25 protein-coding genes are annotated in these 26,425 nt (G+C 58.7%); 13 read left to right on the top strand and 12 right to left on the bottom strand.

Features of this window, described 5'->3' with window-relative positions; translation table 11 throughout:
- Nucleotides 1-64: 64 nt before the first annotated feature.
- Both BSY240_RS14245 and BSY240_RS14240 read right to left on the bottom strand, forming a co-directional pair.
- Entirely contained in the window at nt 65-2,002 is a 1,938-nt protein-coding gene (locus BSY240_RS14245) for a propionyl-CoA synthetase (protein ID WP_069042741.1), read from the bottom strand.
- Nucleotides 2,003-2,113: 111 nt separating this feature from the next.
- On the bottom strand, nt 2,114-2,773 hold the full coding sequence (locus BSY240_RS14240; protein ID WP_069042740.1) for a YggS family pyridoxal phosphate-dependent enzyme: 660 nt from the start codon (nt 2,771-2,773) through the stop codon (nt 2,114-2,116).
- A gap of 193 nt (nt 2,774-2,966) precedes the next feature.
- Here BSY240_RS14240 and leuS point away from each other — a divergent pair, with 193 nt between their 5' ends.
- From leuS to holA, 3 genes are read left to right on the top strand one after another with little or no spacing between them, the layout of a single operon-like run.
- Nucleotides 2,967-5,588, top strand: a complete 2,622-nt coding sequence (leuS, locus tag BSY240_RS14235) for a leucine--tRNA ligase (protein WP_069043986.1) — start codon at nt 2,967-2,969, stop codon at nt 5,586-5,588.
- A complete protein-coding gene (locus BSY240_RS14230; protein ID WP_069042739.1) occupies nt 5,578-6,093 on the top strand; it encodes a hypothetical protein in 516 nt (171 codons plus the stop codon). The genes leuS and BSY240_RS14230 overlap by 11 nt, the downstream gene beginning before the upstream one ends.
- A 9-nt stretch (nt 6,094-6,102) precedes the next feature.
- Entirely contained in the window at nt 6,103-7,149 is a 1,047-nt protein-coding gene (gene holA, locus BSY240_RS14225; RefSeq protein WP_069042738.1) for a DNA polymerase III subunit delta, read from the top strand.
- Here the strand turns inward: holA and BSY240_RS14220 are convergent, their stop codons facing one another.
- The 8 genes from BSY240_RS14220 to hemE all read right to left on the bottom strand — a co-directional run bounded on the left by BSY240_RS14220 (nt 7,150) and on the right by hemE (nt 15,802).
- A complete protein-coding gene (locus BSY240_RS14220) occupies nt 7,150-8,031 on the bottom strand; it encodes a ParB/RepB/Spo0J family partition protein (RefSeq protein ID WP_069042737.1) in 882 nt (293 codons plus the stop codon).
- Between the two features lie 21 nt (nt 8,032-8,052).
- Nucleotides 8,053-8,847, bottom strand: a complete 795-nt coding sequence (locus BSY240_RS14215) for a ParA family protein (protein ID WP_054150020.1) — start codon at nt 8,845-8,847, stop codon at nt 8,053-8,055.
- 15 nt (nt 8,848-8,862) lie between these two features.
- On the bottom strand, nt 8,863-9,495 hold the full coding sequence (gene rsmG, locus BSY240_RS14210; protein WP_069042736.1) for a 16S rRNA (guanine(527)-N(7))-methyltransferase RsmG: 633 nt from the start codon (nt 9,493-9,495) through the stop codon (nt 8,863-8,865).
- 1 nt (nt 9,496) lies between these two features.
- Nucleotides 9,497-11,368: a tRNA uridine-5-carboxymethylaminomethyl(34) synthesis enzyme MnmG gene (gene mnmG, locus BSY240_RS14205; protein WP_069042735.1), complete on the bottom strand. Its 1,872-nt coding sequence runs from the start codon at nt 11,366-11,368 to the stop codon at nt 9,497-9,499.
- A gap of 28 nt (nt 11,369-11,396) precedes the next feature.
- Entirely contained in the window at nt 11,397-12,722 is a 1,326-nt protein-coding gene (gene mnmE / locus BSY240_RS14200) for a tRNA uridine-5-carboxymethylaminomethyl(34) synthesis GTPase MnmE (protein WP_069043985.1), read from the bottom strand.
- Between the two features lie 51 nt (nt 12,723-12,773).
- Nucleotides 12,774-14,039: a transcription termination factor Rho gene (rho, locus tag BSY240_RS14195; protein WP_085942900.1), complete on the bottom strand. Its 1,266-nt coding sequence runs from the start codon at nt 14,037-14,039 to the stop codon at nt 12,774-12,776.
- A 192-nt stretch (nt 14,040-14,231) separates the two neighbouring features.
- Nucleotides 14,232-14,768 carry a protoporphyrinogen oxidase HemJ gene (hemJ, locus tag BSY240_RS14190; RefSeq protein ID WP_069042734.1) on the bottom strand — a complete coding sequence of 179 codons (537 nt, stop codon included), beginning with the start codon at nt 14,766-14,768 and terminating at the stop codon, nt 14,232-14,234.
- Between the two features lie 2 nt (nt 14,769-14,770).
- Entirely contained in the window at nt 14,771-15,802 is a 1,032-nt protein-coding gene (gene hemE / locus BSY240_RS14185) for a uroporphyrinogen decarboxylase (RefSeq protein ID WP_069042733.1), read from the bottom strand.
- A gap of 405 nt (nt 15,803-16,207) precedes the next feature.
- Here hemE and BSY240_RS14180 point away from each other — a divergent pair, with 405 nt between their 5' ends.
- From BSY240_RS14180 to dnaQ, 5 genes are read left to right on the top strand one after another with little or no spacing between them, the layout of a single operon-like run.
- On the top strand, nt 16,208-17,029 hold the full coding sequence (locus tag BSY240_RS14180) for a pyruvate, water dikinase regulatory protein (RefSeq protein ID WP_069042732.1): 822 nt from the start codon (nt 16,208-16,210) through the stop codon (nt 17,027-17,029).
- 31 nt (nt 17,030-17,060) lie between these two features.
- Entirely contained in the window at nt 17,061-17,660 is a 600-nt protein-coding gene (locus tag BSY240_RS14175; RefSeq protein ID WP_069042731.1) for a Maf family protein, read from the top strand.
- Nucleotides 17,653-18,513, top strand: a complete 861-nt coding sequence (locus BSY240_RS14170; protein ID WP_069042730.1) for a shikimate dehydrogenase — start codon at nt 17,653-17,655, stop codon at nt 18,511-18,513. Before BSY240_RS14175 ends, BSY240_RS14170 begins: the two co-directional genes overlap by 8 nt.
- On the top strand, nt 18,510-19,115 hold the full coding sequence (gene coaE / locus BSY240_RS14165) for a dephospho-CoA kinase (protein ID WP_069042729.1): 606 nt from the start codon (nt 18,510-18,512) through the stop codon (nt 19,113-19,115). Before BSY240_RS14170 ends, coaE begins: the two co-directional genes overlap by 4 nt.
- A complete protein-coding gene (gene dnaQ / locus BSY240_RS14160; protein ID WP_069042728.1) occupies nt 19,108-19,809 on the top strand; it encodes a DNA polymerase III subunit epsilon in 702 nt (233 codons plus the stop codon). The genes coaE and dnaQ overlap by 8 nt, the downstream gene beginning before the upstream one ends.
- Before the next feature lie 48 nt (nt 19,810-19,857).
- On the opposite strand, the gene secB is transcribed toward dnaQ, so the two are convergent.
- Nucleotides 19,858-20,334, bottom strand: a complete 477-nt coding sequence (gene secB, locus BSY240_RS14155; RefSeq protein ID WP_054150010.1) for a protein-export chaperone SecB — start codon at nt 20,332-20,334, stop codon at nt 19,858-19,860.
- A gap of 86 nt (nt 20,335-20,420) precedes the next feature.
- On the bottom strand, nt 20,421-20,909 hold the full coding sequence (locus tag BSY240_RS14150) for an FxsA family protein (protein ID WP_069042727.1): 489 nt from the start codon (nt 20,907-20,909) through the stop codon (nt 20,421-20,423).
- 148 nt (nt 20,910-21,057) lie between these two features.
- Between BSY240_RS14150 and BSY240_RS14145 the strand changes: the two genes are divergently transcribed.
- The 5 genes from BSY240_RS14145 to gyrB all read left to right on the top strand — a co-directional run bounded on the left by BSY240_RS14145 (nt 21,058) and on the right by gyrB (nt 26,368).
- Nucleotides 21,058-21,756 carry a Tim44/TimA family putative adaptor protein gene (locus BSY240_RS14145; protein WP_054150008.1) on the top strand — a complete coding sequence of 233 codons (699 nt, stop codon included), beginning with the start codon at nt 21,058-21,060 and terminating at the stop codon, nt 21,754-21,756.
- Nucleotides 21,753-22,868: a murein transglycosylase A gene (gene mltA / locus BSY240_RS14140; protein ID WP_054150007.1), complete on the top strand. Its 1,116-nt coding sequence runs from the start codon at nt 21,753-21,755 to the stop codon at nt 22,866-22,868. The genes BSY240_RS14145 and mltA overlap by 4 nt, the downstream gene beginning before the upstream one ends.
- Nucleotides 22,869-23,426, top strand: a complete 558-nt coding sequence (locus BSY240_RS14135) for a Smr/MutS family protein (RefSeq protein ID WP_054150006.1) — start codon at nt 22,869-22,871, stop codon at nt 23,424-23,426.
- A complete protein-coding gene (locus BSY240_RS14130; protein WP_054150005.1) occupies nt 23,426-23,791 on the top strand; it encodes a helix-turn-helix domain-containing protein in 366 nt (121 codons plus the stop codon). Before BSY240_RS14135 ends, BSY240_RS14130 begins: the two co-directional genes overlap by 1 nt.
- A 141-nt stretch (nt 23,792-23,932) precedes the next feature.
- Nucleotides 23,933-26,368 carry a DNA topoisomerase (ATP-hydrolyzing) subunit B gene (gyrB, locus tag BSY240_RS14125; RefSeq protein ID WP_054150004.1) on the top strand — a complete coding sequence of 812 codons (2,436 nt, stop codon included), beginning with the start codon at nt 23,933-23,935 and terminating at the stop codon, nt 26,366-26,368.
- The last annotated feature ends 57 nt before the right edge of the window (nt 26,369-26,425 follow it).

Here is a 26,425-nt window from a genome sequence, read left to right as displayed (position 1 = left end):
CGGTACAAGCGATGCGCCCCGGCAGCCCAAGGCGGCCGGGGTTTTTTCTTGCCCGCCTGATGGTTCAGGCGCTTGCAACCGCTTTGGCGGATGCCGGGACCTGACCATGGGCCTGCAACACGGCCGTGATCTCGTCGAGGATTGCAGGATCGTCGATCGTCGCGGGCATCTTCCAAGGCAGACCGTCGGCGATCTTCTGCATCGTGCCACGCAGGATCTTGCCCGAGCGCGTCTTCGGTAGACGATCGACCATCAGTACCATCTTGAAAGCTGCCACTGGTCCGATTTCGTCGCGCACCAACTGAACGACTTCCTTGGCGATCACAGCATGGTCGCGATGCACATTCTTCTTCAGGATCAGGAAGCCGCAGGGGATCTGTCCCTTCAATTCGTCGGCAATCCCGATAACAGCGCATTCCGCCACATCGGGATGCATGGCGCAGACCTCTTCCATGGCACCGGTCGAGAGACGGTGACCAGCGCAATTGATGATATCGTCGGTCCGCGCCATGACGAAGACATAGCCATCTTCGTCAATGACGCCGGCATCCGCCGTCTTGTAGTAGCCGGGGAACTCTTCGAGGCAAGAGGCGCGAAAACGTTCGTCGGCATTCCAGAAGGTAACCAGACAACCCGGAGGAAGGGGAAGCTTCGCGACGATGTTTCCAAGCGTGCCAGGAGCGACCGGATGTCCTGCGTCGTCGAGCACTTCGAGCGTGTAACCCGGCATGGCCTTGGTTGGTGATCCGTGTTTCACGGGAAGCAGCCCCAGGCCCGCCGGGTTTGCGGCGATCGCCCAACCTGTTTCCGTCTGCCACCAATGGTCGATGACAGGAATTTTCAGGATCCGTTCTGCCCATTTCAGCGTTTCCGGATCGGCCCGCTCACCGGCCAGGAAGAGTGCGCGAAGACCGGAGATGTCATAGCGCGCGACATGTTCGCCCTCGGGGTCGTCACGACGGATCGCACGGAAGGCCGTCGGCGCCGTGAACAGCGCCTTCACATCATGGTCGCTCACCACACGCCAGAAGGTGCCGGCATCCGGCGTGCCCACCGGCTTGCCCTCGAAGATCACGGTGGCATTGCCGGCCAAGAGCGGACCATAGACAATGTAGGAATGGCCGACGACCCATCCGATGTCGGAGGCGGCCCAGAAGACTTCTCCAGGCTTGACGCCGTAGATGTTCTTCATGGTCCAGTTGAGAGCGACCATATGGCCGCCATTGTCGCGCACCACGCCCTTGGGCTGACCGGTCGTTCCCGATGTATAGAGAACGTAAAGCGGGTCGGTCGCGGCCACCGGCACGCATTCGACAGACGAGCCGTTGATCTTTTCCTGTTCGATCGCCTGGGCCAGATCGACATCGCCATGCTCGTAGCGAAGGGGCGCATGATACTGGTCGCGCTGCAAAATCAGACAGTAATCGGGCTTCACCTTAGCCATGTCGATTGCCTGGTCGAGCATCGGCTTGTAGGGGACGATACGTCCAGGCTCGAGACCGCAGCTCGCGCCGATAACCACTTTGGCGCCGGAATCGTCGATGCGGGTCGCGAGCTCATGCGCCGCAAAGCCGCCGAAGACCACGGAATGCACGGCGCCGATACGCGCGCAGGCAAGCATCGAGAAGACGGCTTCCGGGATCATCGGCATGTAGATGATGACCCTATCGCCCTTCGCGACGCCGTGATTGCGCAAGACGGCCGCTATCGCAGAGACTTCCGTCAGCACCTGGTCATAACTGTAACGTGCCGTTTGACCGGTCATTGGACTGTCATAGATGACGGCCGTATCAGCACCACGCCCGGCTTCCACATGACGGTCGATGCAATTGTAGCAGGTATTGGTCTCTCCACCGGGAAACCAGCGACCATAGGTGCCTTGTGAGGCGTCGAAGACCGCGTCCGGCGCCTTGAACCAATGAACCTGTTCCGCAGCCGTGGCCCAGAAGCCCTCCGGATCTGCTGTCCAGGAATCGTAGATGTCCTGATAGCTCTCGCGCATGTCGATCCTCCCATGACAACGCTTGAGGCTTTCGCCTTTGGCATCATTTTAGGATCGACGAAGGAAGGAGGAAAGAGAGACCAAAGCGCTATGCCGAAGGTCTAAGGCAACTTAACGTGTGCCAAAAATTGCCGATCCGACTCTGACGCTCGTTGCTCCAAAGCCGATGGCGGTCTCGAAATCGCCGGACATGCCCATCGACAGCTTCGAAAGCCCGTTTTCTTCGGCGAGTTTGGTAAGCAGAGCGAAATGTGGCCCGGGATTCTCATCGACCGGCGGGATGCACATGAGGCCCTCGACTTGCATCGCAAGTTCATCGCGGCAAAGCGCGACAAAAGACCCAACATCATCGGGCGCAATCCCCGCCTTCTGAGGCTCGAGACCGGTGTTGACCTGGATGTAAAACCGTATCGACCGGCCCTGCCGCTTTGTCTCCTCTGCGAGCGCTCGGGCGATCTTCTCGCGATCGACTGTCTCGATGACATCGAACAGCGCGACAGCATCGGCTGCCTTGTTCGACTGAAGCGGGCCGATCAGATGCAGTTCGAGATCAGGGGTTTCCGCCTTCAGATCAGGCCATTTCCCCTGGGCTTCCTGCACGCGGTTTTCCCCGAACACCCGCTGACCCTCGACAATCGTCGGGCGGATATGTTCGGCATCGAAGGTCTTGGAAACCGCGACGAGTGAAATCGAATCCGGCTCACGACCTGCCTCCTGCGCAGCCTTTGCGATTTTGCCCCGGACGTCCTGGAGCCGCTCTTCAACCGACATGCCCAACCCTCGTTTTCATCTGCCCGATATCTGGTGTCATCAGATCTTTCGGCAAGGGGTTAAAGGCAGGCTGCGGCCATGGCAAGCGCTTGGCGGGAAAGGCCTTGCGAATGCCTCAAAAACTTGACGCTTGGCCGGTTTCATGATGAAGGTCGGCCCTCTCTTTTTGATGCTATTCCCGGAAATGCGATCCATGGCTACCGAACGTTACAATCCGCGCGACGCCGAGCCCCGTTGGCAGGCGAAATGGTCCGAAGACAAGGTCTTCGAGACCGACAATGCCGACCCGCGCGAGAAATACTACGTGCTTGAGATGTTCCCCTATCCGTCGGGACGCATCCATATGGGCCATGTCCGCAACTATGCGATGGGCGATGTCGTCGCACGCTACAAACGCGCACGGGGCTACAATGTGCTGCATCCGATGGGCTGGGACGCCTTCGGCATGCCGGCGGAAAATGCCGCGATGAAGAACAAGGTCCACCCCAAGGCCTGGACCTATGAGAACATCGCGACCATGCGCGGTCAGCTGAAGTCCATGGGCCTGTCGCTCGACTGGTCGCGCGAATTCGCGACCTGTGACGTCGACTACTACCATCGCCAGCAGCACCTCTTCCTGGACTTCCTGGAAAAGGGCCTGGTCTATCGAAAGAACTCCAAGGTCAACTGGGACCCGGAAGACATGACCGTGCTCGCCAATGAGCAGGTCATCGATGGCCGTGGATGGCGCTCCGGCGCGCTGGTCGAACAGCGGGAACTGACCCAGTGGTTCTTCAAGATCACCGACTTCAGCCAGGACCTGCTCGACGCACTCGACGAACTCGATAACTGGCCGGAAAAGGTCCGGTTGATGCAGAAGAACTGGATTGGCCGCTCGGAAGGCATGGCCATCCGCTGGGAAGTCGCCTCCGGCAGCGAAGCCGGCGAAGTGACCGTTTACACCACCCGGCCCGATACCCTCTTTGGCGCATCTTTCCTGGCAATCGCCGCTGATCACCCCTTGGCCAAGGAAGCCGCCGCGCACGACGCAGCCGTAGACGCCTTCTGCCAGGAATGCCGCCATGCAGGCACGTCGCTCGCAGCACTGGAGACGGCCGAGAAGAAGGGTATCGACACCGGTATCCGCGTGAAGCACCCGCTCGATGCGAACTGGGAGCTGCCGGTCTATGTCGCGAACTTCGTGCTGATGGAATACGGCACGGGCGCGATCTTCGGCTGCCCCTCCGGCGACCAGCGCGACCTCGATTTCGCCCGCAAATATGACCTGCCCTTCGTCCCGGTTGTTATGCCGAGGGATGGTGACGCCGCAAGCTTTACAGTCGGCGACACCGCGTTCACCGATGACGGCGTGATGATCAATTCGCGCTTCCTGGATGGGCTCTCGACAACGGAAGCCTTCGAGGAGGTCGCGAACCGTCTGTCGTCGCAGCAGCTGAACGGTGCACCGCAGGGCGAACGCAAGGTCAACTTCCGTCTGCGCGACTGGGGCATCTCCCGCCAGCGCTATTGGGGCTGCCCGATCCCGGTCATCCATTGCGACGATTGCGGCGTCGTGCCCGTCCCGAAGAAGGACTTGCCGGTGAAGCTGCCTGACGACGTCAGCTTCGACAAGCCGGGCAATCCTCTCGACCGTCACGCGACCTGGCGACACGTTGCCTGCCCCCACTGCGGCAAAGACGCCCGTCGCGAGACGGACACCATGGATACCTTCGTCGATTCGAGCTGGTATTTCGCGCGTTTCACGGCACCCTGGGAGGACAATCCGACGGATCCCGCCGTTGCCAACCGCTGGCTGCCGGTCGACCAGTATATCGGCGGCATTGAGCACGCGATCCTGCACCTGCTCTATTCGCGCTTCTTCACGCGCGCCATGCGCGAAACCGGTCATCTCGATCTGAAGGAACCCTTCAAGGGCCTCTTCACCCAGGGCATGGTCGTGCACGAAACCTACAGCATCGGCGAAGGTCTGCAGCGCGAGTGGGTCGCCCCGGCAGATCTGCGTATCGAAGAGACGGATGGTGCACGTCGCGCGTTCCTGCTCAGCAATGGTCAGGAAGCCAGGATCGGCTCGATCGAAAAGATGTCGAAGTCGAAGAAGAATGTCGTCGATCCCGATGACATCATCGGCTCCTACGGTGCCGATACCGCTCGCTTCTTCGTTCTCTCAGACTCGCCGCCGGATCGTGACGTAATCTGGTCGGAATCCGGCGTCGAGGGCGCACACCGCTTCGTTCAACGCGTCTGGCGTCTCGTGTCGGAAGCTGCCGAGCGGTTGAAGTCCGTACCTTCGAATCCGGCTAAGGACGGCGACGGACTGGTAATCTCGCAGGCGGCGCACAAGACCTTGAAGGCTGTCCAGGGTGACCTCGACAAGCTGGCCTTCAACAAGGCGATTGCGCGCATCTACGAGCTGGTCAATGCGCTGGCTGCACCGCTGACGAATGTTGCGGCAGGGCAGGGAGATGCAGCTTACGTTGCAGCTGCCCGCAATGCAGCAGAGATCCTGGTACATCTGATCGCGCCAATGACGCCGCATCTCGCCGAGGAATGCTGGTCAGTTCTCGGAAATGACGGCCTGATCGCCAAGACAGACTGGCCTCAGTTCGACGAGGCGCTGGTCGCCGAAAACGAGATCGTTCTGCCGGTGCAGATCAATGGTAAGAAGCGTGCCGAATTGACAATCGCGCGCGACGCAGACCAGAATGCCGTCCAGGAAGCCGTTCTGGCGCTCGACGCCGTCAAGGCCGTTCTCAATGGCCAGGCCCCGAAGAAGATCATCGTTGTCCCGCTAAGGATCGTGAACATTGTCCTCTGAATTCAAGCCTTCCAAGCTGCTTCGGCGCTCGGTTCTGATCGGCGCGGCTCTGCTGATGGCGGGCTGCCAGGCTCGTCCGCTCTATCAGGATACCAATGGCGAAACCCGCGGCGCATTGGCTGCGATCGCCTATTCCGAAGCGACCAGCCGCATCGGCCTCGAGACGCGCAACCGATTGATCTTCTTGACCAGCGGCGGTGACGAAACGAAGACCCCGGAATATCGGGTCGACCTGACTGTCAGCGGTGGTGTCGAGGGTATTCTTCTCGATGAAACCTCCGATACGGCAAACTCGGGTCGAGCCGTCGTCATAGGCACTTATACGCTGAAGCGGATATCGGACGACACGGTGCTGAAGACAGGCCGTCGTTCGGGTGTGGCTCTCTTCGATTATCCGCGCCAGGAGTTCGCAAAGCTCCGTGCCGTGCGTGACGCGGAGACACGGGCCGCCCGCGAGCTTGCTGAAATCATCTATGCCGATCTTGCCATGGCTCTCGGTCGCTGATCTGCGACCATGGTTGAGGTCAAATCGCATGAATTCGAAGGGTTCCTGGCCAAATCGGCCAGGCACTATCGGATGTTCGTTATTTACGGGCCTGATCGTGGACTCGTTGCAGAGCGCGCCTCCCAGGTTGCCAAGACAACCGGTGTCGATCTCAACGACGGCTTTGCACTGATCCGTCTGGATGCCTCCGACATCCAATCTGATCCGGGTCGCCTCATCGACGAGGTCAACGCCTTCGGGCTTTTCGGCGGTGAGAAGCTGATTTGGGTTCGAGGCGCCGCCAACGAGAAACAGTTGGTCGACGGTTTGGCGCATCTCGCGGCACATCCACCCGAGGGCAGCTATCTTCTGATCGAAGCCGGTGACCTCAAGAAGGGGTCAGCACTTCGCAAGGTCGCCGAGGGAGAGCGCAGCATCGCCTGCATCGCCTGCTACCAGGATGATGCACGAGCGCTGAATAGCCTGATCGACGCGGAACTGGCGGCTGCCAATTTGCGCATTACGCCGGCAGCACGCGAATTTCTGCTGGAATCGATTGGTGGCGATCGGATTGCGTCCCGCAATGAAATACAGAAGCTGGTCCTCTACTGCATGAAGGACGAGTTGATCGACGAGAACCATGTGCTCGAGATCGTTGGCGATGCGAGTGCAGTATCGACTGACGAGGTGGTCGATGCCGTTTTGTCAGGCGATCCCGATGGATTTCTCCATGCCGTCCAGAAGGTCATTGCCTCCAAGACCGCTGTCTTCCTCGTCCTGCAGGGCACGATGAAACAGATGCAGCTGCTGGAAACCATGCGCCTGGAGATGGAAGAGCGCCAGCAGCAGGCTTCGCAGGTCATGCAGACGCATGGGCGGGGAATTCACTTCAAGCGCAAACCGATAATCGAGAAAGCGTTACGGAACTGGAACAGTTCTGAGCTGGCCCGGGAAAGCGCAAGACTGAACGCCGCGATCCTCCAAAGCCGCCAGAACGCGCAGCTTGAAGACAATCTGGCAATCCAGACGCTTCTTGCGACAACGCTGCAGTCAGCTCGAAGGAATCGCCGCGCCTGATCAGCGTGCTTCTAGCAAGCGGCAGATCTCTTCGAGCTGATCGAGCGTCTTGTAATTGATCTTCAACTGACCGCCGCCGCCCTTGTGGTTGATCGACACTGACAATCCGAGGCGATCTGAGAGGCTGCGCTCCAGGGCGATGGTATCGGAATCCTTGGATTCACGCACATCCACGGGGGCAGGGGACTGCTGTGCCTTGATATGGTTCTGCGCCAGCTTCTCAGCATCGCGAACGGAAAGACCCTTCTGGGCGATCGTCTTGGCAAGAACGACGGGATCCGGAGTAGATACAAGCGCGCGCGCATGACCTGCCGAAAGGCTGCCATCCGCCAGCATGTCCCGAACCGGATCAGGGAGTTTCAACAGTCGAAGGCTGTTGGCAACATGGCTGCGGCTCTTGCCGATGATCTCACCCAGATCATTCTGGGTATAGCCATGTTCGGCGATGAGCTGCTCGTAGCCAAGAGCTTCTTCCAGCGGATTGAGATCGGCGCGCTGAACGTTTTCGACGATCGCCAGCTCAAGTGCTGTCCGGTCATCGACATCGCGAACGATGACGGGGATCTCAACGAGACCGGCGAGTTGTGCCGCGCGCCAGCGACGTTCGCCGGCAATGATTTCGTAGCGATCGCTGCTCGTGGTCCGTACGACGACAGGTTGAACGATCCCGTGCTGGCGAATGGATCCGGCCAGATCCTGAAGTTCGGCCTCGTCGAAATACCGGCGAGGGTTCTTGGGGCTACGGGCCACGAACTCGATCGGAACGGTCCGGTCCGCGCTAACGGTCGGGCGCGCCTCGCCGACGGGAACTGGCTGATCCATCTCGCCGATCAGCGCTGCAAGTCCACGCCCGAGGCGCCGTTTCGATACGTCTTCGCTCATACTCACACCCTTGTACGAAGATTAGGCGGCTTTACGCTGCCGTTCGCGCTGAATGACTTCCGAAGCCAGCTGCAGATAGGCCTGGCTGCCGGCGCATTTGAGATCATAAAGGATAGCCGGCTTACCATAAGACGGCGCCTCGGAGACCCGCACATTCCGCGGAATAAGCGTAGCGTAAACCTTCTCGCCGAGATGCTCGCGCACATCGCTAACGACCTGCTGCGCGAGATTGTTGCGGGAATCGAACATCGTCAGCACGATACCCTGGATATCGAGGGTCGGATTCACCGTCTGACGCACTTGGTTGATGGTGTCGAGCAGCTGGCTGAGACCTTCGAGCGCAAAGAACTCGCACTGCAAAGGCACCAGAACCGAATGCGCCGCCGCCATGGCATTCATCGTCAAAAGGTTGAACGAGGGCGGGCAGTCGAGCAGCACATAGCTGTAAGCGCGCGCATCATCCTGATTGAGGGCTCTTCTCAGACGAAAGACCCGATCCGCCTGCTGCGAGATTTCCATTTCGAAACCGAGCAGGTCCATCGTTGATGGGACGATCGAGAGGTTCGGCACAGCCGTTTCGAGGACCGCTTCGCTGACCGAATGGGTCCCGATCAGCACATCGTAGGAAGACAGGCGCCGGTCACGACGGTCGATACCGAGGCCGGTACTGGCATTTCCCTGCGGGTCCAGGTCAACGATGAGCACACGCTCTCCGATCGCCGCCAGGGCTGTCGCCAGGTTGATCGCTGTCGTGGTCTTGCCCACGCCACCCTTTTGGTTGGCGATGGTAATGATGCGGTTTTTCTCGAGACTCATTTGGCACCCGAACCGTTAAACCCTGCGCGTCAGAGAGGTGATCTCCAAGATCACGGAATCTGCCTCGACAACGCTTTGATGTTTTACCAGATCGAAGTCCCAGCGACCACGCGCTTTATCGATCTCGGACTGGTAATCCCGACCTTTATGGAAGATCAACTTGAGATTTGGATTGGCAAGTGCCCAGGGATGGGCATAAGCGAACAGCAAATCAAGTTCGGCAAGTGCACGCGCGGATATGAAGTCGGGCGCGGGAAGCTTCGAAGAGGCATCCTCGATCCGGAGAGGGTGGACGGACGCCCGAGCACCTGTCTCCAAAATTGCCGTCCGCAGGAAGCCACACTTCTTATTGTTGCTTTCGACGAGATCCACCCATCCAGCTTGGCTTTCCGCCAAGGTGATCGACGTGATGATACCCGGAAATCCCCCGCCGCTTCCGAGATCGATCCACTGGCCCGGAGTCGGCACAATGTTTCGGAGTTGCAACGAGTCCGCAATGTGCCGCGTCCATAGTTGTTCCAGCGTCGAAGGCGCTATGAGATTGATTCTAGCAGCCCATTTCAGAAAGAGGTTGGCAAAGCGATCAAGGCGCTCCTGCGTTTCACGTGAAACATCGATTCCATACGGAGCACTTTTCGTTCTTTGCATATCAGGATGCCAATTTACTAACTTGGGTTTTGCGCAGGTGCGCGACAAGCAAAGCGACAGCCGCAGGAGTCATCCCTTCGAGCCGACTTGCCTGGGCAATATTGCGGGGCCTTCTAGCAATCAACTTAGCCTTCAGCTCATTAGAGAGACCAGATAGCACTGAATAGTCGAAATCATCGGGGATCACCCGCTCTTCCTCGGCCCGCAAGCCTTCGATATCCGCCGACTGCCTTTCAAGATAGACATGGTAGAGGCAATCGATCTCGACGGCGGTTGCGATCTTCGCATCCGTAGAATTTAGTTCAGGCCAGACTTGAACAACCTGATCCCAGTTTATGTCAGGATAGGAGAGGATCTCTCGAGCCGAACGACGACGACCATCCTGGTTGATCGCCACTCCGGCGATAGCCATCTCATTAGGCGAGGCGGTAAGCGCTCCAAGCTGTTCATACAGCCCTTCCCGTTGAGCGCGATAAGTCTCAAATTTTCTGGCCCGTTCAGAAGATACGCAACCAAGCTCAATGCCATAGGGCGTAAGCCGCATGTCGGCATTGTCAGCCCTCAACGACAACCGATACTCGGCCCGCGAGGTAAACATACGATAGGGCTCTGCAACGCCGCGCGATGTCAGGTCATCGATCATTACGCCGATATAAGAATCCGTACGGCTGAAGGAGAAACCACTTTGACCGGCTGCAAGCCGGGCTGCATTGATCCCTGCCAGCAACCCTTGCGCGCCAGCCTCTTCATAACCAGTGGTGCCATTGATCTGACCAGCGAGGTACAAACCCTTCACACCTTTAACAGCCAGCGATAGGTCGAGCTGCTGTGGATCGACGTAGTCATACTCGATCGCATAACCCGGCTGGAGGATTCGGACATTCTCCAGGCCAGGGATTGACCGTATGAATAGCTCCTGGACATCCTCCGGAAGCGAGGTCGAGATCCCGTTTGGATAGATGGTGTCGTCATCCAATCCTTCCGGCTCCAGAAAGATCTGATGACCATCGCGATCGCCGAAGCGATTGATCTTGTCCTCAATGGAAGGACAATACCGCGGACCGACACCTTCGATTTGGCCGGAATACATGGCCGAGCGGTGGATGTTCTCCCGGATGATCCGATGGGTTTCAGTCGTCGTTCGCGTGATGCCGCAAGCGATCTGTGGCGTAGTGACCGTTTCCGTCATGAATGAGAATGGGATGGGATTCTCATCCGCTTCCTGAACTTCAAGCTCGTCCCAGCGGATCGTTTTGCGATCGAGGCGCGCAGGGGTCCCGGTCTTGAGGCGACCAAGCTTCAGGCCCAACGCTGCCAAGTCATCACTGACACCCAGGGCAGGGGCCTCGCCAACACGGCCGGCAGCAATCTTTTTGTCACCGATGTGGATCACACCGTTGAGAAAGGTACCGGTTGTCAAGACGACTGCTGCAGCACGAAGTTGCAGCCCGTCACCAAGGATCACACCATTTATTTCGGTAGTGTCACGAACAAATCCGACCACGCCACCTTCGATGATGTCGAGATTAGGAATGTCCGCAAGCAAACGCTGAACAGCCCGTCGATAGAGCTTTCGATCCGCCTGCGTGCGCGGCCCCCAAACAGCCGGGCCCTTCTTCCGGTTCAACATACGAAACTGAATGCCGCCCTCGTCCGCCGCGCGACCCATGATGCCGTCAAGCGCATCAATCTCACGGACAAGATGCCCTTTTCCCAAGCCGCCAATCGCCGGATTGCAGGACATGACGCCGATTGTTTCAGCCTTGTGGGTCACGAGCGCGGTTTTTGCACCCATGCGTGCAGCCGCTGCGGCTGCTTCGGTACCGGCATGACCACCACCAACAACAATTACATCGAAATGTCTCTCAGACATGATCGCGATACAGCCTGTTTCACGTGAATCACTTGCCGACACAGAATTCGGAGAAGATTTTACCCAAAAGCGTTTCGGTATCGATTCGACCGGTCACTCGCGCCAATTCGACGGACGCCAATCGCAATTCTTCGGCACGGATCTCGAGAGGTAACAAAATGCCCTCCAGCGCGGACGCAAGATGTCTCGACGCCAACCGAAGGCGCTCTGCATGCCTCAAACGACTGGGAATTGCAAGGCTCTCGACCTGAGTATGGCTACGCACTGCATCGAGCAGCCGATCTCTCAGGACATCAAGCCCTTCTCCTGAAGCGGACGACACGTGGAAAGCGCAAGCAGAATTAGGCACTACATCGCTGGCAAGGTCGCTTTTCGTCCCGATACACAGTGTGGGGCGGTCGAAATCTATCGGCTGCGCTTTCGGCTGCTCGGACAGATCGATCAGATGCAGAACAAGATCAGCATCATTGATCGTCCGGAAGGCACGACGGATCCCCTCCTGCTCAACCAGATCGTCTGTGTCTCTGAGACCAGCAGTATCGGAGAGTTCAAACTTGTATCCATCGATGTCCAGTTCACAGCGAACAACATCGCGCGTCGTACCGGCTACAGGTGTCACAATTGCCACGTCGCGCTGCGCCAACGCATTCATCAGGCTTGATTTCCCGGCATTCGGCAGGCCGGCAAGGGCCACCTTGAAACCATCACGGATGATCTCGCCGGCCCGAAGATTGCCGATTGCCCGGTCCACCTGTAACTTTAGCTCGCCGACGTCGGCCCAGATACGATCGGACACCGAACCTGGAATGTCGCCCTCGTCACTGAAGTCCAGTTCTGCTTCGAGCATGGCGCGTACGAATACAAGTTTCTCACGCCATTCGTCGTAGACAGCGGACAGATGACCATTGGCCTGTTCACCCGCAAGCCTTCTCTGCATCTCGGTCTCGGCGCTAAGGAGATCGGCGAGACCTTCGACCTCGACAAGATCCATCTTGCCGTTTTCAAACGCGCGTTTCGAGAACTCTCCGGCTTCGGCCAATCTAATCCCGTTGAATCCGGCTAATGATCGAAGTGCCGCGTTCACAACGGCGCGGCCACCATGCAGATGCAATTCCACACAGTCCTCACCGGTGAAGGAATTGGGTGCTGGGAAAACGAGAACAAGACCCCGATCAAGAAACTCACCGCTCGTGGTCCGCAATGTCCGCAGGGCTGCCAGGCGCGGTTCGGGCAGTGAGCCAACCATCTGACTGACGGCTTCGAAGCTGCTAGGACCACTGACCCTGATAACAGCAACGCCGGCGGGTAAACCGCCGGACGCAAGAGCACAAATCGTATCGGAACGAGCGGTCACGAGATCACTCACAGGCGAAGCCTGAGGCTGCCGGCCGAAACCGGCACCACATCAGGTGTTCATCGAGTCGAAGAAGTCGCCGTTGTTCTTCGTCTGCTTGAGCTTGTCGATGAGGAATTCGATGGCATCGGTCGTGCCCATCGGCGCAAGAATACGGCGGAGAACGAAAATCTTCTGGAGATCCTGGCGCGGGACCAACAGATCTTCCTTACGCGTACCGGACTTGAGGATGTCCATGGCCGGGAAGATGCGCTTGTCCGCGACCTTGCGATCGAGAACGATTTCCGAGTTACCAGTGCCCTTGAACTCTTCGAAGATGACTTCGTCCATACGGCTACCAGTGTCGATCAGTGCCGTTGCGATGATCGTCAGCGAACCGCCTTCTTCGATGTTGCGCGCTGCACCGAAGAAGCGCTTCGGGCGCTGCAATGCATTGGCATCGACACCACCGGTCAAGACTTTGCCGGACGACGGCACAACGGTGTTGTAGGCGCGGCCGAGGCGCGTGATGGAATCGAGCAGAATGACGACGTCTCGCCCATGTTCGACAAGACGCTTGGCCTTCTCGATGACCATTTCCGCCACCTGAACGTGACGAACCGCGGGCTCGTCGAAGGTCGAAGACACGACTTCACCGCGGACCGAACGCTGCATGTCGGTCACTTCTTCCGGACGTTCGTCGATCAGAAGGACGATCAGATAACATTCCGGATGGTTGGCCGTGATCGAATGCGCGATATTCTGGAGAATGACCGTCTTACCGGTGCGCGGTGGTGCGACGATCAGGCCACGCTGGCCCTTGCCGAGTGGCGCCACGAGATCGATGACGCGTGCAGACAGGTCCTTCGACGTCGGAACATCGAGTTCCATCTTGAAGCGCTCGTTCGGATAGAGCGGCGTCAGGTTGTCGAAATGCACCTTGTGGCGGATCTTTTCGGGATCCTCGAAATTGATCGTGTTAACCTTCAGCAAGGCGAAATAGCGCTCGCCTTCCTTCGGTCCCCGGATTGGACCTTCGACGGTATCGCCGGTCTTCAACGAGAAGCGGCGGATCTGTGAGGGCGAAATGTAGATATCGTCAGGGCCTGGGAGATAGTTCGCATTGGCCGAACGCAGGAAACCGAAGCCATCCTGCAGTACTTCCACCACGCCTTCGCCGATGATCTCAACATCCTGGCTCGCGAGCATCTTCAGGATCGCAAACATCAGCTCCTGCTTGCGCATCGTGCTCGCGTTTTCAACTTCGAGCGATTCAGCAAAGGTCAGGAGATCGGTCGGCGATTTGCTTTTGAGTTCTTGTAGCTTCATTTCAGCCATGAAGAGGGACCACGTCAGATAGAATTTTCAAGGGGAACGGCGAGCTGGTGGAATTCGGTACGATCGCGAGAGCCGCAAATGACTGAATAGTACGCAAGCCAAGGGAGGAAGTAGCGCGAAAATAGCGACTCGCGGATTCGACCGCAAGCGAAAAGCCGGCACTACCGAAAATAATGCGTGATCGCGCCGCGATCAGAAGGGCTTCACGACCGCAAGGACCACAATCAGGATCATCAGCAGGGTAGGCGCCTCGTTCATCATGCGCCAGTAACGCGGCGTTCCCACGTACTCGCCACGCCCGAACGATTTGACAGCCTTGGCGAAATAGCCGTGAACGCCGGACAATGCGACAACGGCTGCGATCTTGGCATGCAGCCAACCACCCTGGAACGCAAAAACCTGCCAGGCCAGATACAATCCCAGAATCCAGGAAACGACCATCGCCGGCGTCATGATCACCTTCATCAGCCTGGTTTCCATGACGGCAAACGTTTTTGCCTGCTGTGACGATGGATCACAGTCCGAATGATAGATGAACAGTCGCGGCAGGTAGAGCATGCCTGCCACCCACGAGATGATCGCGATGACATGCAGCGCTTTGATCCAGGGGTAAGCCTGATCTGGTCCGGCCAGCATGATACCGGCACCGACGATCCCGAAAAACACGAGAGCTGTCGCAGCCTTTCTCGCTGCGCGCATCCCGGGCTTGTCGTCGATCTGCTTTTCCATGGTCAGCCGAAACTCCGAACCTGGGCGACGAGCTCGGTCACATGCTCCGGATCAGCCTGCGGCGTAATCCCGTGGCCGAGATTGAAGATCAGCGGTCCATGGCCGAGTGCCTGGAGGATCGCATCGATCCCGTCCTTGAGCGCTACACCGCCGGCCACCACACGCATCGGATCGAGGTTACCTTGAACAGGACCATCCTTCTGCAGCTCCACAGCAAAGCTCAAGGGAACCGACCAATCGAGACCAATGGCGTCAGCACGGGTGTCCTGGCGATAATTCTTCAACAAGATGCCGGCGCCCTTGGCAAAGGCGATCACCTTCGCCTGAGGACGACGCGACTTGACCGAGTCGATGATGCGGCGAACGGGCCGCACGGCGAAAGCCTCGAATTCTGCCTCGCCCAGAACACCTGCCCAGGAATCGAAGATCTGAACGGCGTCCGCACCCGCATCGATCTGCGCGACGAGGTAGTCGGCGGAGACATCGGCGAGAAAATCGAGGAGACGGGCAAAGACCTCCGGATGACGATAGGCGAAGAGACGGGCAGGCGCCTGGTCGGGTGTGCCATGTCCTGCGATCATGTAGGTCGCCACCGTCCAGGGAGCCCCACAGAAGCCAAGCAGGGTCGTTTCGCTGGGCAGCGCCCCACGCAGCCGTGAAACCGTCTCCATGACCGGCTTGAGGTGATCCAGGACGCCTTCCTGCGAAAGCGCCAGTATGCCGTCCGTGTCGATGGGGTCCATCTGCGGACCATGGCCTTCCGTGAAGGTCACGTTGCGATGAAGCGCATCCGGGATGACCAGAATATCCGAAAACAGGATAGCTGCATCAAAGCCATATCGGCGGATCGGCTGAAGGGTCACCTCCGTCGCATACTCGGGGGAGTAACAGAGATCGAGAAAGCTCCCGGCCTTCTTCCGTGTTTCCCGATACTCCGGGAGATAACGGCCTGCTTGTCTCATGAGCCAGATGGGCGGTGGCGTGACCGTTTTCCCATTCAGAACGTCGAGGACTTTTCGGTTCGGCGTGCTCAAGGCTCAAGCCCTTTCAAAAAAGAAAAGAGATATTGAATCTTCTTCTATTTCTAAGAGTCTCTGACTATCAAGGATTAATCGACGATCACAGCTTGTTCGCAATCCGGGATTTCAGTCGATAGTCGAGGCCACCGAGTTCGCTCCGGCTCTGGGATAATGGGGATAACTGCAAATTAACCCGTGATTCCATGGATTTGCGATCCGGACAGAATCCGGGTTAACGGAGGAGGAGGAGTCGAAATGCTAAGAACGATCTTCTGTCATTACCGTAATTCACAGCCCCCTGGAATCGAGAGCCTCTCGGGGTCCAATTGTGGATAAATCGACACTTTTCCCGCGCCTGGTCCGCCCCGCTCGCCGTGGCCTCTGTTTATCCCAGACTATCAACAGGGTGCGGTGAAGAACGTGGAGAACCGGAAAAACTTCTTCCATCTCCACCTGATTTCTGACTCAACGGGCGAGACTCTGATCTCGGCAGGCCGAGCAGCCGCCGCGCAATTTCGCGGTTCCAATGCCATCGAGCATGTTTATCCCCTGATCCGCAGCAAGAAACAGATCAAGGCGTTGATCGATGCGCTCGATCGCGAACCCGGTATCGTGCTCTACACGATCGTCGACCAGGATCTCGCAGCACTTGTCGAAACGGGATGTCATGAACTGGGCTTGCCCTGCGTCAACGTGCTGGCCCCGATCATCGAGAAGTTTCAGGACTATCTGGGCGCGCCGTCCCGCGGCCGCGTCGGTGCTCAGCATGTTCTGAACGCCGAATATTTCGCACGCATTGAAGCGTTGAATTTCACCATGGACCATGACGATGGCCAGGCGCCGGAGGATTATGATCAGGCCGATGTCGTGATCATCGGCATCAGCCGCACCTCCAAGACCCCGACGAGCATCTATCTCGCCAACCGCGGCATCAAGACCGCGAACCTGCCGATCGTCGCGGGCGTTCCACTGCCCGAAGGATTGCTGAAAGCAACGCGGCCTCTGATCGTTGGTCTCATCGCCACGTCGGATCGGATTTCCCAGGTTCGCGAGAACCGGGTCCTTGGCGCGACAACAGGCTATGACCGCAGCGAGTATGTCGACCGGGCCTCAATCACGGAGGAGCTGAAATATGCCCGCTCGCTGTGTGCGCGCAACAACTGGCCTCTGATCGACGTGACGCGCCGGTCGATCGAGGAGACGGCGGCGGCGATTGTTGCTCTGCGTCCCAAGCCGCGCTAATTCAGGACACTACCATCACGAAGGTCTCAGCATGGGCTCACCCTTGATTCTCGCGTCGGGCAGCACGGCGCGCCAGATGCTTTTGAAAAATGCCGGCCTCGACTTTATCGCGATCCCGGCGACGGTGGATGAAAGAGCGATCGAGGAAAATCTGCCGCTCGCAGGACGAGACCCGGTATCGGTTGCCCGGCACCTGGCGCTGGCCAAGGCCATGGATGTGTCGGACCGCGCTCCAGGCGCCTTCGTCATCGGCTGCGACCAGACCATGTCTCTCGGAATCCAGATCTTTCACAAGGCCGCTTCTCTGGATGAGGCCCGGCAGACCTTGGTCAGCCTGCGCGGCAAGGCACACTTCCTGAATAGCGCAGTCTGTCTGGTTCGGGATGGCGAGCTGATCTGGAGCGACGTGACGAAAGCCTGCATGCAGGTTCGTGACTTTTCAGATGAGTTCCTGGACGGCTACATCGAGCGCAATGGCAAGTCGATCTTGTCCAGCGTCGGCTGCTATCAGCTCGAAGGGGAGGGCATTCAGCTCTTTGATGCCATCGCTGGCGACTATTTCACCATTCTCGGCCTACCGCTTTTGCCTCTCCTCGCAGCCCTTCGTCAGCACGAGATTAACCATGCGTGATTCACGTGAAACATCTTTTGCTCGTGCTTTTGTCGCCGGCTATCCAATTAAGCATTCTCGCTCGCCTGTGATCCATGGGCACTGGCTTCAAGCCTACGGTCTGCCGGGTACCTATGAGAAGATTGCGGTGGCCCCGGAGGACTTTGGCGATTTCATGCTTCGTCTCAAAGACGCAGACAGCCCCTATCGGGGCGGCAACATCACGATCCCGCACAAGGAGGCGGCGAGCAGACTTGTCGATCGGATTGACCCGGTGGCAGAAGAGCTCGGAGCAGCCAATACGCTCTGGCGTGAAGACGGTTTGCTGCACGCGACGAACACCGACGGCATCGGCTTTGTTGCAAATCTCGATGCACAGCACCCGGGATGGGATAAGGTCGATCGCGCCGTGGTTCTGGGAGCAGGGGGGGCCAGCCGTGCCATTCTCCAAGCTCTTCGTGATCGGGGCATCTCTGAAATCCATGTGGTCAACCGGACGATAGAGCGCGCGCAGGAACTCGCAGATCGGTTTGGGGCACCGCTCCATGCGCACGGCATGGACGCCCTCAATTCCCTTCTGGACGGTGCCGGGCTGTTCGTGAACACGACATCTTTGGGCATGGATGGCACGGCTGCGCCCCTTCTTCCCTTTGACAGGATGAAGAATGACGCCCTTGTCACCGATATCGTCTACGTCCCTTTGAAGACACCCTTCCTTCAGCAGGCAGAGCAGATTGGTCTGCCGACGGTCGATGGTCTCGGCATGCTTCTGCACCAGGCCGTGCCTGGATTTGAACGATGGTTCGGACAAAAGCCCGAAGTGACTGCTGAGTTGCGCCAACTCGTGCTCGACGACATCGAGGCGCATGCATGATCATCGTGGGGCTCACAGGCTCGATCGGCATGGGCAAGTCCACAACGGCTGCGCTCTTTGCCGACGAAGGTGTGCCCGTCAATGATGCGGATCGCGTGGTTCACGAACTCTACCGCTCGGAAGCCGTCGAGCCCGTCGCACGCATCTTCCCCGATACCATTGTCGACGGCATTGTTGATCGTGCCAAACTGTCGGCGAATCTGGCAAAGAATCCGGCTAAATTTAAAGAGCTCGAAGCCATCGTGCATCCTCTGGTGCGGAACAGGGAATTGACTTTTCTCGAGCAGCAACGCGCACTCGGCCAAGCTTTCGTCGTGCTCGACATTCCCTTGTTGTTCGAGACCGGCGGTGAAAAGCGTGTTGACCGGATCGTTGTCGTGAGTTGCGAACCCGAGATGCAGAGAGCGCGGGTGCTGGCACGGCCTGGGATGACCGAAGAGAAGTTCCAGTTGATCCTCTCCAGGCAGGTTCCGGACGCACAGAAGCGTGCGAGGGCCGATTACGTCATTGATACCGGTCACGGGATTGACAGCGCGCGGGCGCAGGTCAAAACGATCGTCAAAGAACTACGCGAAGAGGCGGAGCGGACAGACAATGCGTGAGATCATCTTCGATACGGAAACGACCGGGCTCGACAACAAGGCTGACCGGATCATCGAAATCGGTGGCATCGAATTGCTCAATCATTTTCCGACCGGTCGCACCTTTCATGTCTACATCAACCCCGCCGACCGGAAGGTACATCCCGATGCGTTGGCGGTGCACGGCATCACCGATGAGTTCCTGAAGGACAAGCCGGTCTTCGCAGAGATCGTTTCCGAGCTCCAGGAATTTTTTGAAGGCGCCAAGTGGATCGCGCACAACGCCTCATTCGACATGGGTTTCATCAACGCTGAGTTCGAGCGCCTGAGCCTCGCACCGGTCCCGTCCGATATGGTGATCGACACGCTGGCGCTCGCACGCCGCAAGCATCCGATGGGGCCGAACTCGCTGGACGCCCTCTGCCGTCGATACGGCATCGACAACTCGCATCGTACGAAGCACGGCGCTCTGCTCGACTCCGAACTGCTGGCCGAAGTCTATATCGAGATGCTCGGCGGGCGGCAGGCAGCACTGGGTCTGACGACCATCGACACGCGCCGGAGCCAGACGAGCGAAGTCGATGACGTGATCGAGATCAGCTACGACCGTCCGCGTGCTCTTGCACCACGTCTCTCCGCGGCCGAGGTGGAAGGCCATGCCAAACTCGTCGGGCGTCTTGGCGGCAAAGCGATCTGGTCAAAATACGACGCATGAAAAAAGGGCCCAAAAGGGCCCTTTGCTTTGGCAAACAGAGAATGGGTCTCAGTTCGGCACTGACTGCGTCTTCGCGCGGGACTGCTCTTCGGCAACACGCTGAGCGAACATCTGGGCGAAGTCGATCGGATCGATCATCAGCGGCGGGAAGCCACCGTTGCGGGTCGCGTCGGCGATGATCTGACGGGCAAACGGGAAGAGCAGGCGCGGGCACTCGATGAAGAGAACCGGCAGCATGTGTTCCTGCGGGAAGCCTGAGATGCGGAAGACGCCGCCATAGATCAGTTCGGTCACGAACACGACCTTGTCGCCATCCTTGGCTTCCGCATTCAGCGCCAGGACGACGTCGAAGTCGTTGTCGGAAAGCGGGTTTGCATTGACATTGACGTTTATGTTGATGGCCGGCGCCTTGTCGCGCGCTTGAAGCGAGCGGGGTGCACCCGGATTTTCAAACGAAAAATCCTTGATGTACTGGGCGAGAATATTGAGGGACGGAGAAGCCGTTCCCTGATTGTTGTCGGCCATAGGGCGTGTCCTTGAAGATGAATTGCTAAGGCCATCTAACATTTGAAACTGGCGCTTACAACCCTGCCGGCCAGTGCCGCGGAGCGTCAGTCGCGGCCGATCCGCGGATCGCGCCAGGGCGAGTTCGGGTCGGGTTCACGCTGATACTCGTCGTCGCCGAGGTCGACCACATTCTCGTCTTTTGGGCGGCTCGTCCTGAAACCGGCTTCGGAAAAACTGCTGCGGACAACGAGCCGCGGCTTGATCAAACGCCAGGCGAGATCACGAACGAAGGGCAGGAAGAGCAGAATTCCGATGATATCGCCAAAGAAGCCGGGCACGATCAGAAGAAAGGCAGCCACCACCAGAAGGGCACCGTGAACCAGTTCCCGTCCGGGATCCATGCCTCGCTGCGCCTCGCTCTGCAATCGGCGCAGGATACCCGCCCCCTGATAGCGAAGCAGTATGACACCTGCGAATGCCGACAGAATGATCAGCGCCAGGGTCGGCAACACGCCGATGGCTTGCCCGACCAGGATAAAGCTGGCGATTTCAATGAGCGGTGCGATGAGAAAAAGCACCAGGGGAAGGCGCATGGGCTGCTCCAAACGCCTTTGTGATCCGGATATCGCAAGAGTCGGCGCTTACTCGATGCAAAGAATGCATTGCGCCATTTGAATGATGCGGCGCTGCGGACTATATGGGAGAAGGAAAAATTAAATTCAATCAAGCCTGGCGGTATTCATGGGGTCTAGTGATTTCGTTACATTGTTCTTCCTGGTCGCGGCGGTTCTGATCTTCTTTCAGCTCCGTAGCGTGCTTGGACGACGCACGGGCCATGAAAAGCCGCCGTTCGATCCGTTCGCACAGCGCGATCTGGCCAAGGGTGCAGCGCGAGACGATGGCAAGGTTGTCACCCTTCCGCGCCGTGAGGATGGCAACGCTGAAGATCGCTATGTGGCCGTGGACGCCTACGCGCCTGCCGGCACAGCCCTGAACGATCAGTTGCGCGAACTTCTGCGCCACGACGCGAGCTTCAACCCGAAGGAATTCCTGAACGGTGCCAAGATCGCTTACGAGATGATCGTCATGGCCTATGCCGATGGCGACCGGAAGGCTTTGAAAGGACTGCTCTCCCGCGAGGTCTTCGACGGTTTCGAAAGCGCAATCGCCGATCGCGAGAGCCGCGGCGAGATCGTGAAGTCGACTTTTGTCGGCATCGAGAAGGCGGACATAATCCAGGCATCCGCTCGTGAAAACGAGGAGCAGGTGACCGTTCGCATCGTCAGCCAGTTGATCACGGCCACCTACGACAAGGCAGGCGTCATCATTGATGGCGATGCCGAGGCGGTGTCGGAGGTGAACGACGTGTGGACCTTCGCCCGCGATGTGCGCTCGCGCGATCCGAACTGGAAGCTGATCGCGACCGAAGCAGAACAATGACCGATCTCAGCGCCTGTCGTCTGAGGCCGGCATCCTTCGATGATCTGCCCGGCTGGTCATCCGACGATCCGTCATCGCTTTGGCCTGCCTTGACCGACTGTAGGAGATACCTGCAGTCGGTCAAACCATATAAGCCAGGTGCCTTGGGACTGACCGCCGAAGATCTGATGCCTCTGCTGGACGCTGCATCGACGCACAGTCCGGACAACGCAGCTCAGGCGCGGCTTTTCTTCGAACAGCGAACGCGACCCTTCCTGGTCGAGCCCAGCGGCCAAAACGCAGGTCTGGTCACGGCATTCTACGAGCCTGAAGTCGCTGTCAGCGATCAGCCCGATGACGAATACCGCCATCCCTTCTATCGTCGTCCTCTGGATCTCGTAGACGTGGATGACGCCAACCGAACCGCCGACCTCGACGCCGGTTACGCATTCGCTCTACGCACAGACGATGGCCTCAAGCCGTATCCGGATCGCCGCGACATTGATCGGGGCTGGCTCGAGGGCAGGGGGCTCGAAATCGCCTGGGCTCGCTCGAAGGTCGATGTGTTCTTCGCCCATGTCCAGGGTGCTGCACGGTTGCGATATCCCGATGGACGCCTGCGTCGGATAACCTATGCGGCCAAGGCTGGTCATCCTTTCTCCGGCATCGGGCGCCTGCTGATCGATGGGGGGGAGATCCCGGAGGTCAATATCTCCATGCAGTCGATTCGGGCCTGGCTCGCTGCACATCCGGATCGCGTGGACGAGATCCTCTGGCACAACCGATCCTACATCTTCTTCCGGGAGGCGGAGGTTGACGATCTCACCCGTGGTCCGATTGCGGCCGCCAAGGTACCGCTGATTGCGGGCCGATCTCTCGCGGTCGATCGCCAGATCCATACTTTCGGATTTCCTTTCTTCATCCATGCCAAGGGATTGACGCATATGGATGGCGGACGCGATTTCGCGCGGACCATGCTGGCGCTCGATACCGGTTCTGCAATCGTCGGACCTGCACGCGGGGATATCTTTACGGGCTCCGGAGACGAGGCGGGCGAGTTGGCAGGGGCCGTGCGCAACACGGCCGACTTCTATATACTCATCCCGAAGCAGGCGGCAGAGAGGTTTGTCTGAGTGTCGGGTGGACCAAAGCTCAATCCGGAAGATCGCATCCTCTGGGGCAAGGTCGCGCGTTCGACCCGCCCGATGCCCGGACGTATGGAAGACCTGCTGAGTTTCGAAGAGCAGTTCGAGACTCCGGTAGAAGAGAAGGACGTGCCCGCTCTCAATCGGACTGCCATCTCATCGTTGAGTGCGAGCACCGATCCTGATCGCAAATCCGCACCCCGAATCCACCACCCCCTCGAAAAACCGGTCAAGCGCAAGCTCTCTCGCGGTCACCTGGCGCTTGAAGCTCGGATCGATCTGCACGGACTGATCCAGAGTGAGGCGCATGGAATGCTGCTCGATTTCCTCATCCGGGCGCATGATCGGGGTTTGCGCCATGTCCTCGTGATTACTGGCAAGGGAAGCTCGCTGGGGAGTGAAGGCGCCTTGAAGCGCGCGGTGCCGCTCTGGTTTTCCCTGCCGGAATTCCGTTTCCTGATTTCCTCCTACGAGCCTGCCGCACGTCAGCATGGCGGGGAGGGGGCTCTCTATGTGCGGCTCGCCCGCCGCGGACAGGAGCGCTGATGACGCCTTTCGGTGACGCGTTACGGCAGTTGCGGGAACGCAAGGGTGTCTCTCAGAAGGAGATGGCCGCAGCGATCGGGGTCTCTCCAGCCTATCTCTCGGCACTCGAACACGGCCGGCGCGGCTTACCAAATTTCGACTTTCTCCAGCGCGTTGCAGGCTATTTCAACATCATCTGGGACGAGGCCGAGGAGCTCTTCTCGACGGCCGGCCGTTCCGATCCCCGAGTGGTGGTGGACACATCAGGCATGAAGCCGGAATACACGGCTTTCGCCAACGATCTTTCGAAGCTGATTCGCCAGCTCTCCCCGGATGTGATACGAGACATGCAGGATATTCTGGATGGCGCCAAAAAACGGCCGTGATGGGGTTGAAAAGCCCTCTCTATCCACCAGAAACAACGCCCTCGCCTTTGGAACTCAGGCCAAAACCCCTATAGTCGGGCCACTTGAAGCTGCTGATTCGAATCAGCCGGGCCTTTGAGAATTGACTGGAAAGATTGCTGAATGACCGACTTGCCGATCGCGGAAAATGATGCACCGGCCGAATATGGCGCTGACTCGATCAAGGTTCTGAAGGGACTGGACGCCGTCCGCAAGCGCCCCGGCATGTATATCGGTGATACCGACGACGGCTCGGGCCTTCACCACATGGTCTATGAAGTCGTCGACAACGCGATCGATGAGGCCTTGGCTGGTCACGCTGACATCGTCACGGTCACCTTGAACGCGGATGGTTCGGTCACGGTAACCGACAACGGTCGTGGCATTCCAACGGATATCCATACCGGCGAAGGCGTTTCGGCTGCCGAGGTCATCATGACCCAGCTGCATGCTGGCGGTAAGTTCGACCAGAATTCCTACAAGGTATCAGGCGGTCTGCACGGCGTCGGCGTATCCGTCGTCAATGCGCTATCGGTCAAACTCACCCTGAAGATCCGCCGCAACAACAAGCTGCATGAAATCACTTTTACCCATGGCGTAGCCGACGGTCCACTGAAGGTGATCGGTGAATATGAGGGCCGTTCGGGAACGGAAGTCACCTTCCTGCCGAGCACCGAGACCTTCACCAAGGTCGATTTCGACTATGGAACGCTCGAGCATCGCCTTCGCGAGCTCGCCTTCCTGAATTCCGGTGTCCGCATTCTTCTGACCGACAAGCGCAAGTCCGACATCCGCCAGGAAGAGATGCTCTATGACGGCGGTCTGGAAGCCTTTGTCCGCTATCTCGATCGCTCCAAGAAGCCGCTCGTCGACAAGCCTGTCGCCATCAAGGGTGAGAAGGATGGGATCACCGTCGAAGTCGCCATGTGGTGGAATGACAGCTACCACGAGAATGTGCTCTGCTTCACCAACAATATTCCCCAACGCGACGGCGGCACCCATATGGCCGGCTTCCGCGCCGCTCTGACCCGTCAGGTGACGTCCTATGCGGATAGCTCGGGGATCACCAAGAAGGAGAAGGTGTCGCTGCAGGGTGAAGACTGCCGCGAAGGTCTTTCGGCCGTCCTCTCGGTAAAGGTACCGGATCCGAAGTTCTCGTCCCAGACGAAAGACAAGCTCGTTTCGTCCGAGGTACGCCCGGTCGTCGAAAACCTCGTCAACGAAGCGCTCAGCACCTGGTTCGAGGAACACCCGACGGAAGCCAAGATCCTTGTCGGCAAGGTGGTCGAGGCCGCTGTTGCCCGCGAAGCCGCCCGCAAGGCGCGTGAACTCACCCGCCGCAAGGGCGCACTCGATATCGCTTCTCTGCCCGGCAAGCTCGCCGACTGCTCCGAGCGCGATCCGGCCAAATCCGAACTCTTCCTCGTCGAGGGTGACTCGGCAGGTGGCTCCGCGAAGCAGGGCCGTTCGCGCGAAAACCAGGCGATCCTGCCGCTGCGTGGTAAGATCCTCAACGTCGAGCGCGCCCGCTTCGACAAGATGCTCTCGAGCCAGGAAATCGGCACGCTGATCACAGCGCTCGGCACATCCATCGGCAAGGACGAGTTCAACGCCGACAAGCTGCGCTACCACAAGATCATCATCATGACCGATGCTGACGTCGACGGCGCACATATCAGAACGCTTCTGCTGACATTCTTCTTCCGTCAGATGCCGGAGCTCATCGAGCGTGGCCATCTCTACATCGCCCAGCCGCCGCTCTATAAGGTCTCGCGCGGCAAGTCCGTCCAGTACCTGAAGGACGAGAAGGCGCTGGAAGACTATCTGATCACCATGGGTCTCGAAGAGGCAACGCTGACGCTCGCCAATGGTGAAGTCCGCGCCGGCCAGGACCTGCGCGACGTGATCCAGGACGCGTTGCGTCTGCGGTCACTGATCGACGGTCTGCATTCCCGCTACAACCGGAATGTCATCGAGCAGGCTGCCATCGCCGGCGCGCTGAACCCGGAACTGACAGGCAACCGCCAGCAGGCCGAGGCGACCGCAGCGCTGGTCGCGAGCCGTCTCGACATGATCGCCGAAGACACCGAACGTGGCTGGCAGGGCTTCGTCACCGACGAAGGCGGCCTTCGCTTCGAGCGTATGGTCCGCGGCGTCAAGGAAGTGGCCTCAGTCGATGTCGCCCTCATCGGTTCGGCGGACGCTCGCCACATGGATCAGATGTCCGCCCGCCTGCGCGAGATCTACTCCGAACCGCCGGTTCTCACCCGTAAGGACGGCCGTAGCGACATGTCCGGCCCGCGCGCCCTTCTTGATTCGATCTTTGCGACCGGCCGCAAGGGCCTTTCCATGCAGCGATACAAGGGCTTGGGCGAAATGAATGCCGAGCAGCTCTGGGAAACCACGCTCGATCCGAACGTACGCTCTCTACTTCAGGTCCGGGTCAACGACGCGACCGACGCCGACGGCCTGTTCTCGCGCCTCATGGGCGACGAGGTCGAACCTCGCCGCGAGTTCATTCAGGACAACGCGCTCAGCGTCGCCAACCTCGACATCTGAGATCTGCAGATGCAAATCAAAAGGGCCGCTCCTCGGGAGCGGCCCTTTTTCTTGATC

Origin of the sequence: Agrobacterium sp. RAC06, assembly GCF_001713475.1 — a bacterium.
Classification (GTDB): Bacteria; Pseudomonadota; Alphaproteobacteria; order Rhizobiales; family Rhizobiaceae; genus Allorhizobium.
This window is presented reverse-complemented; position numbering and strand designations above follow the sequence as displayed.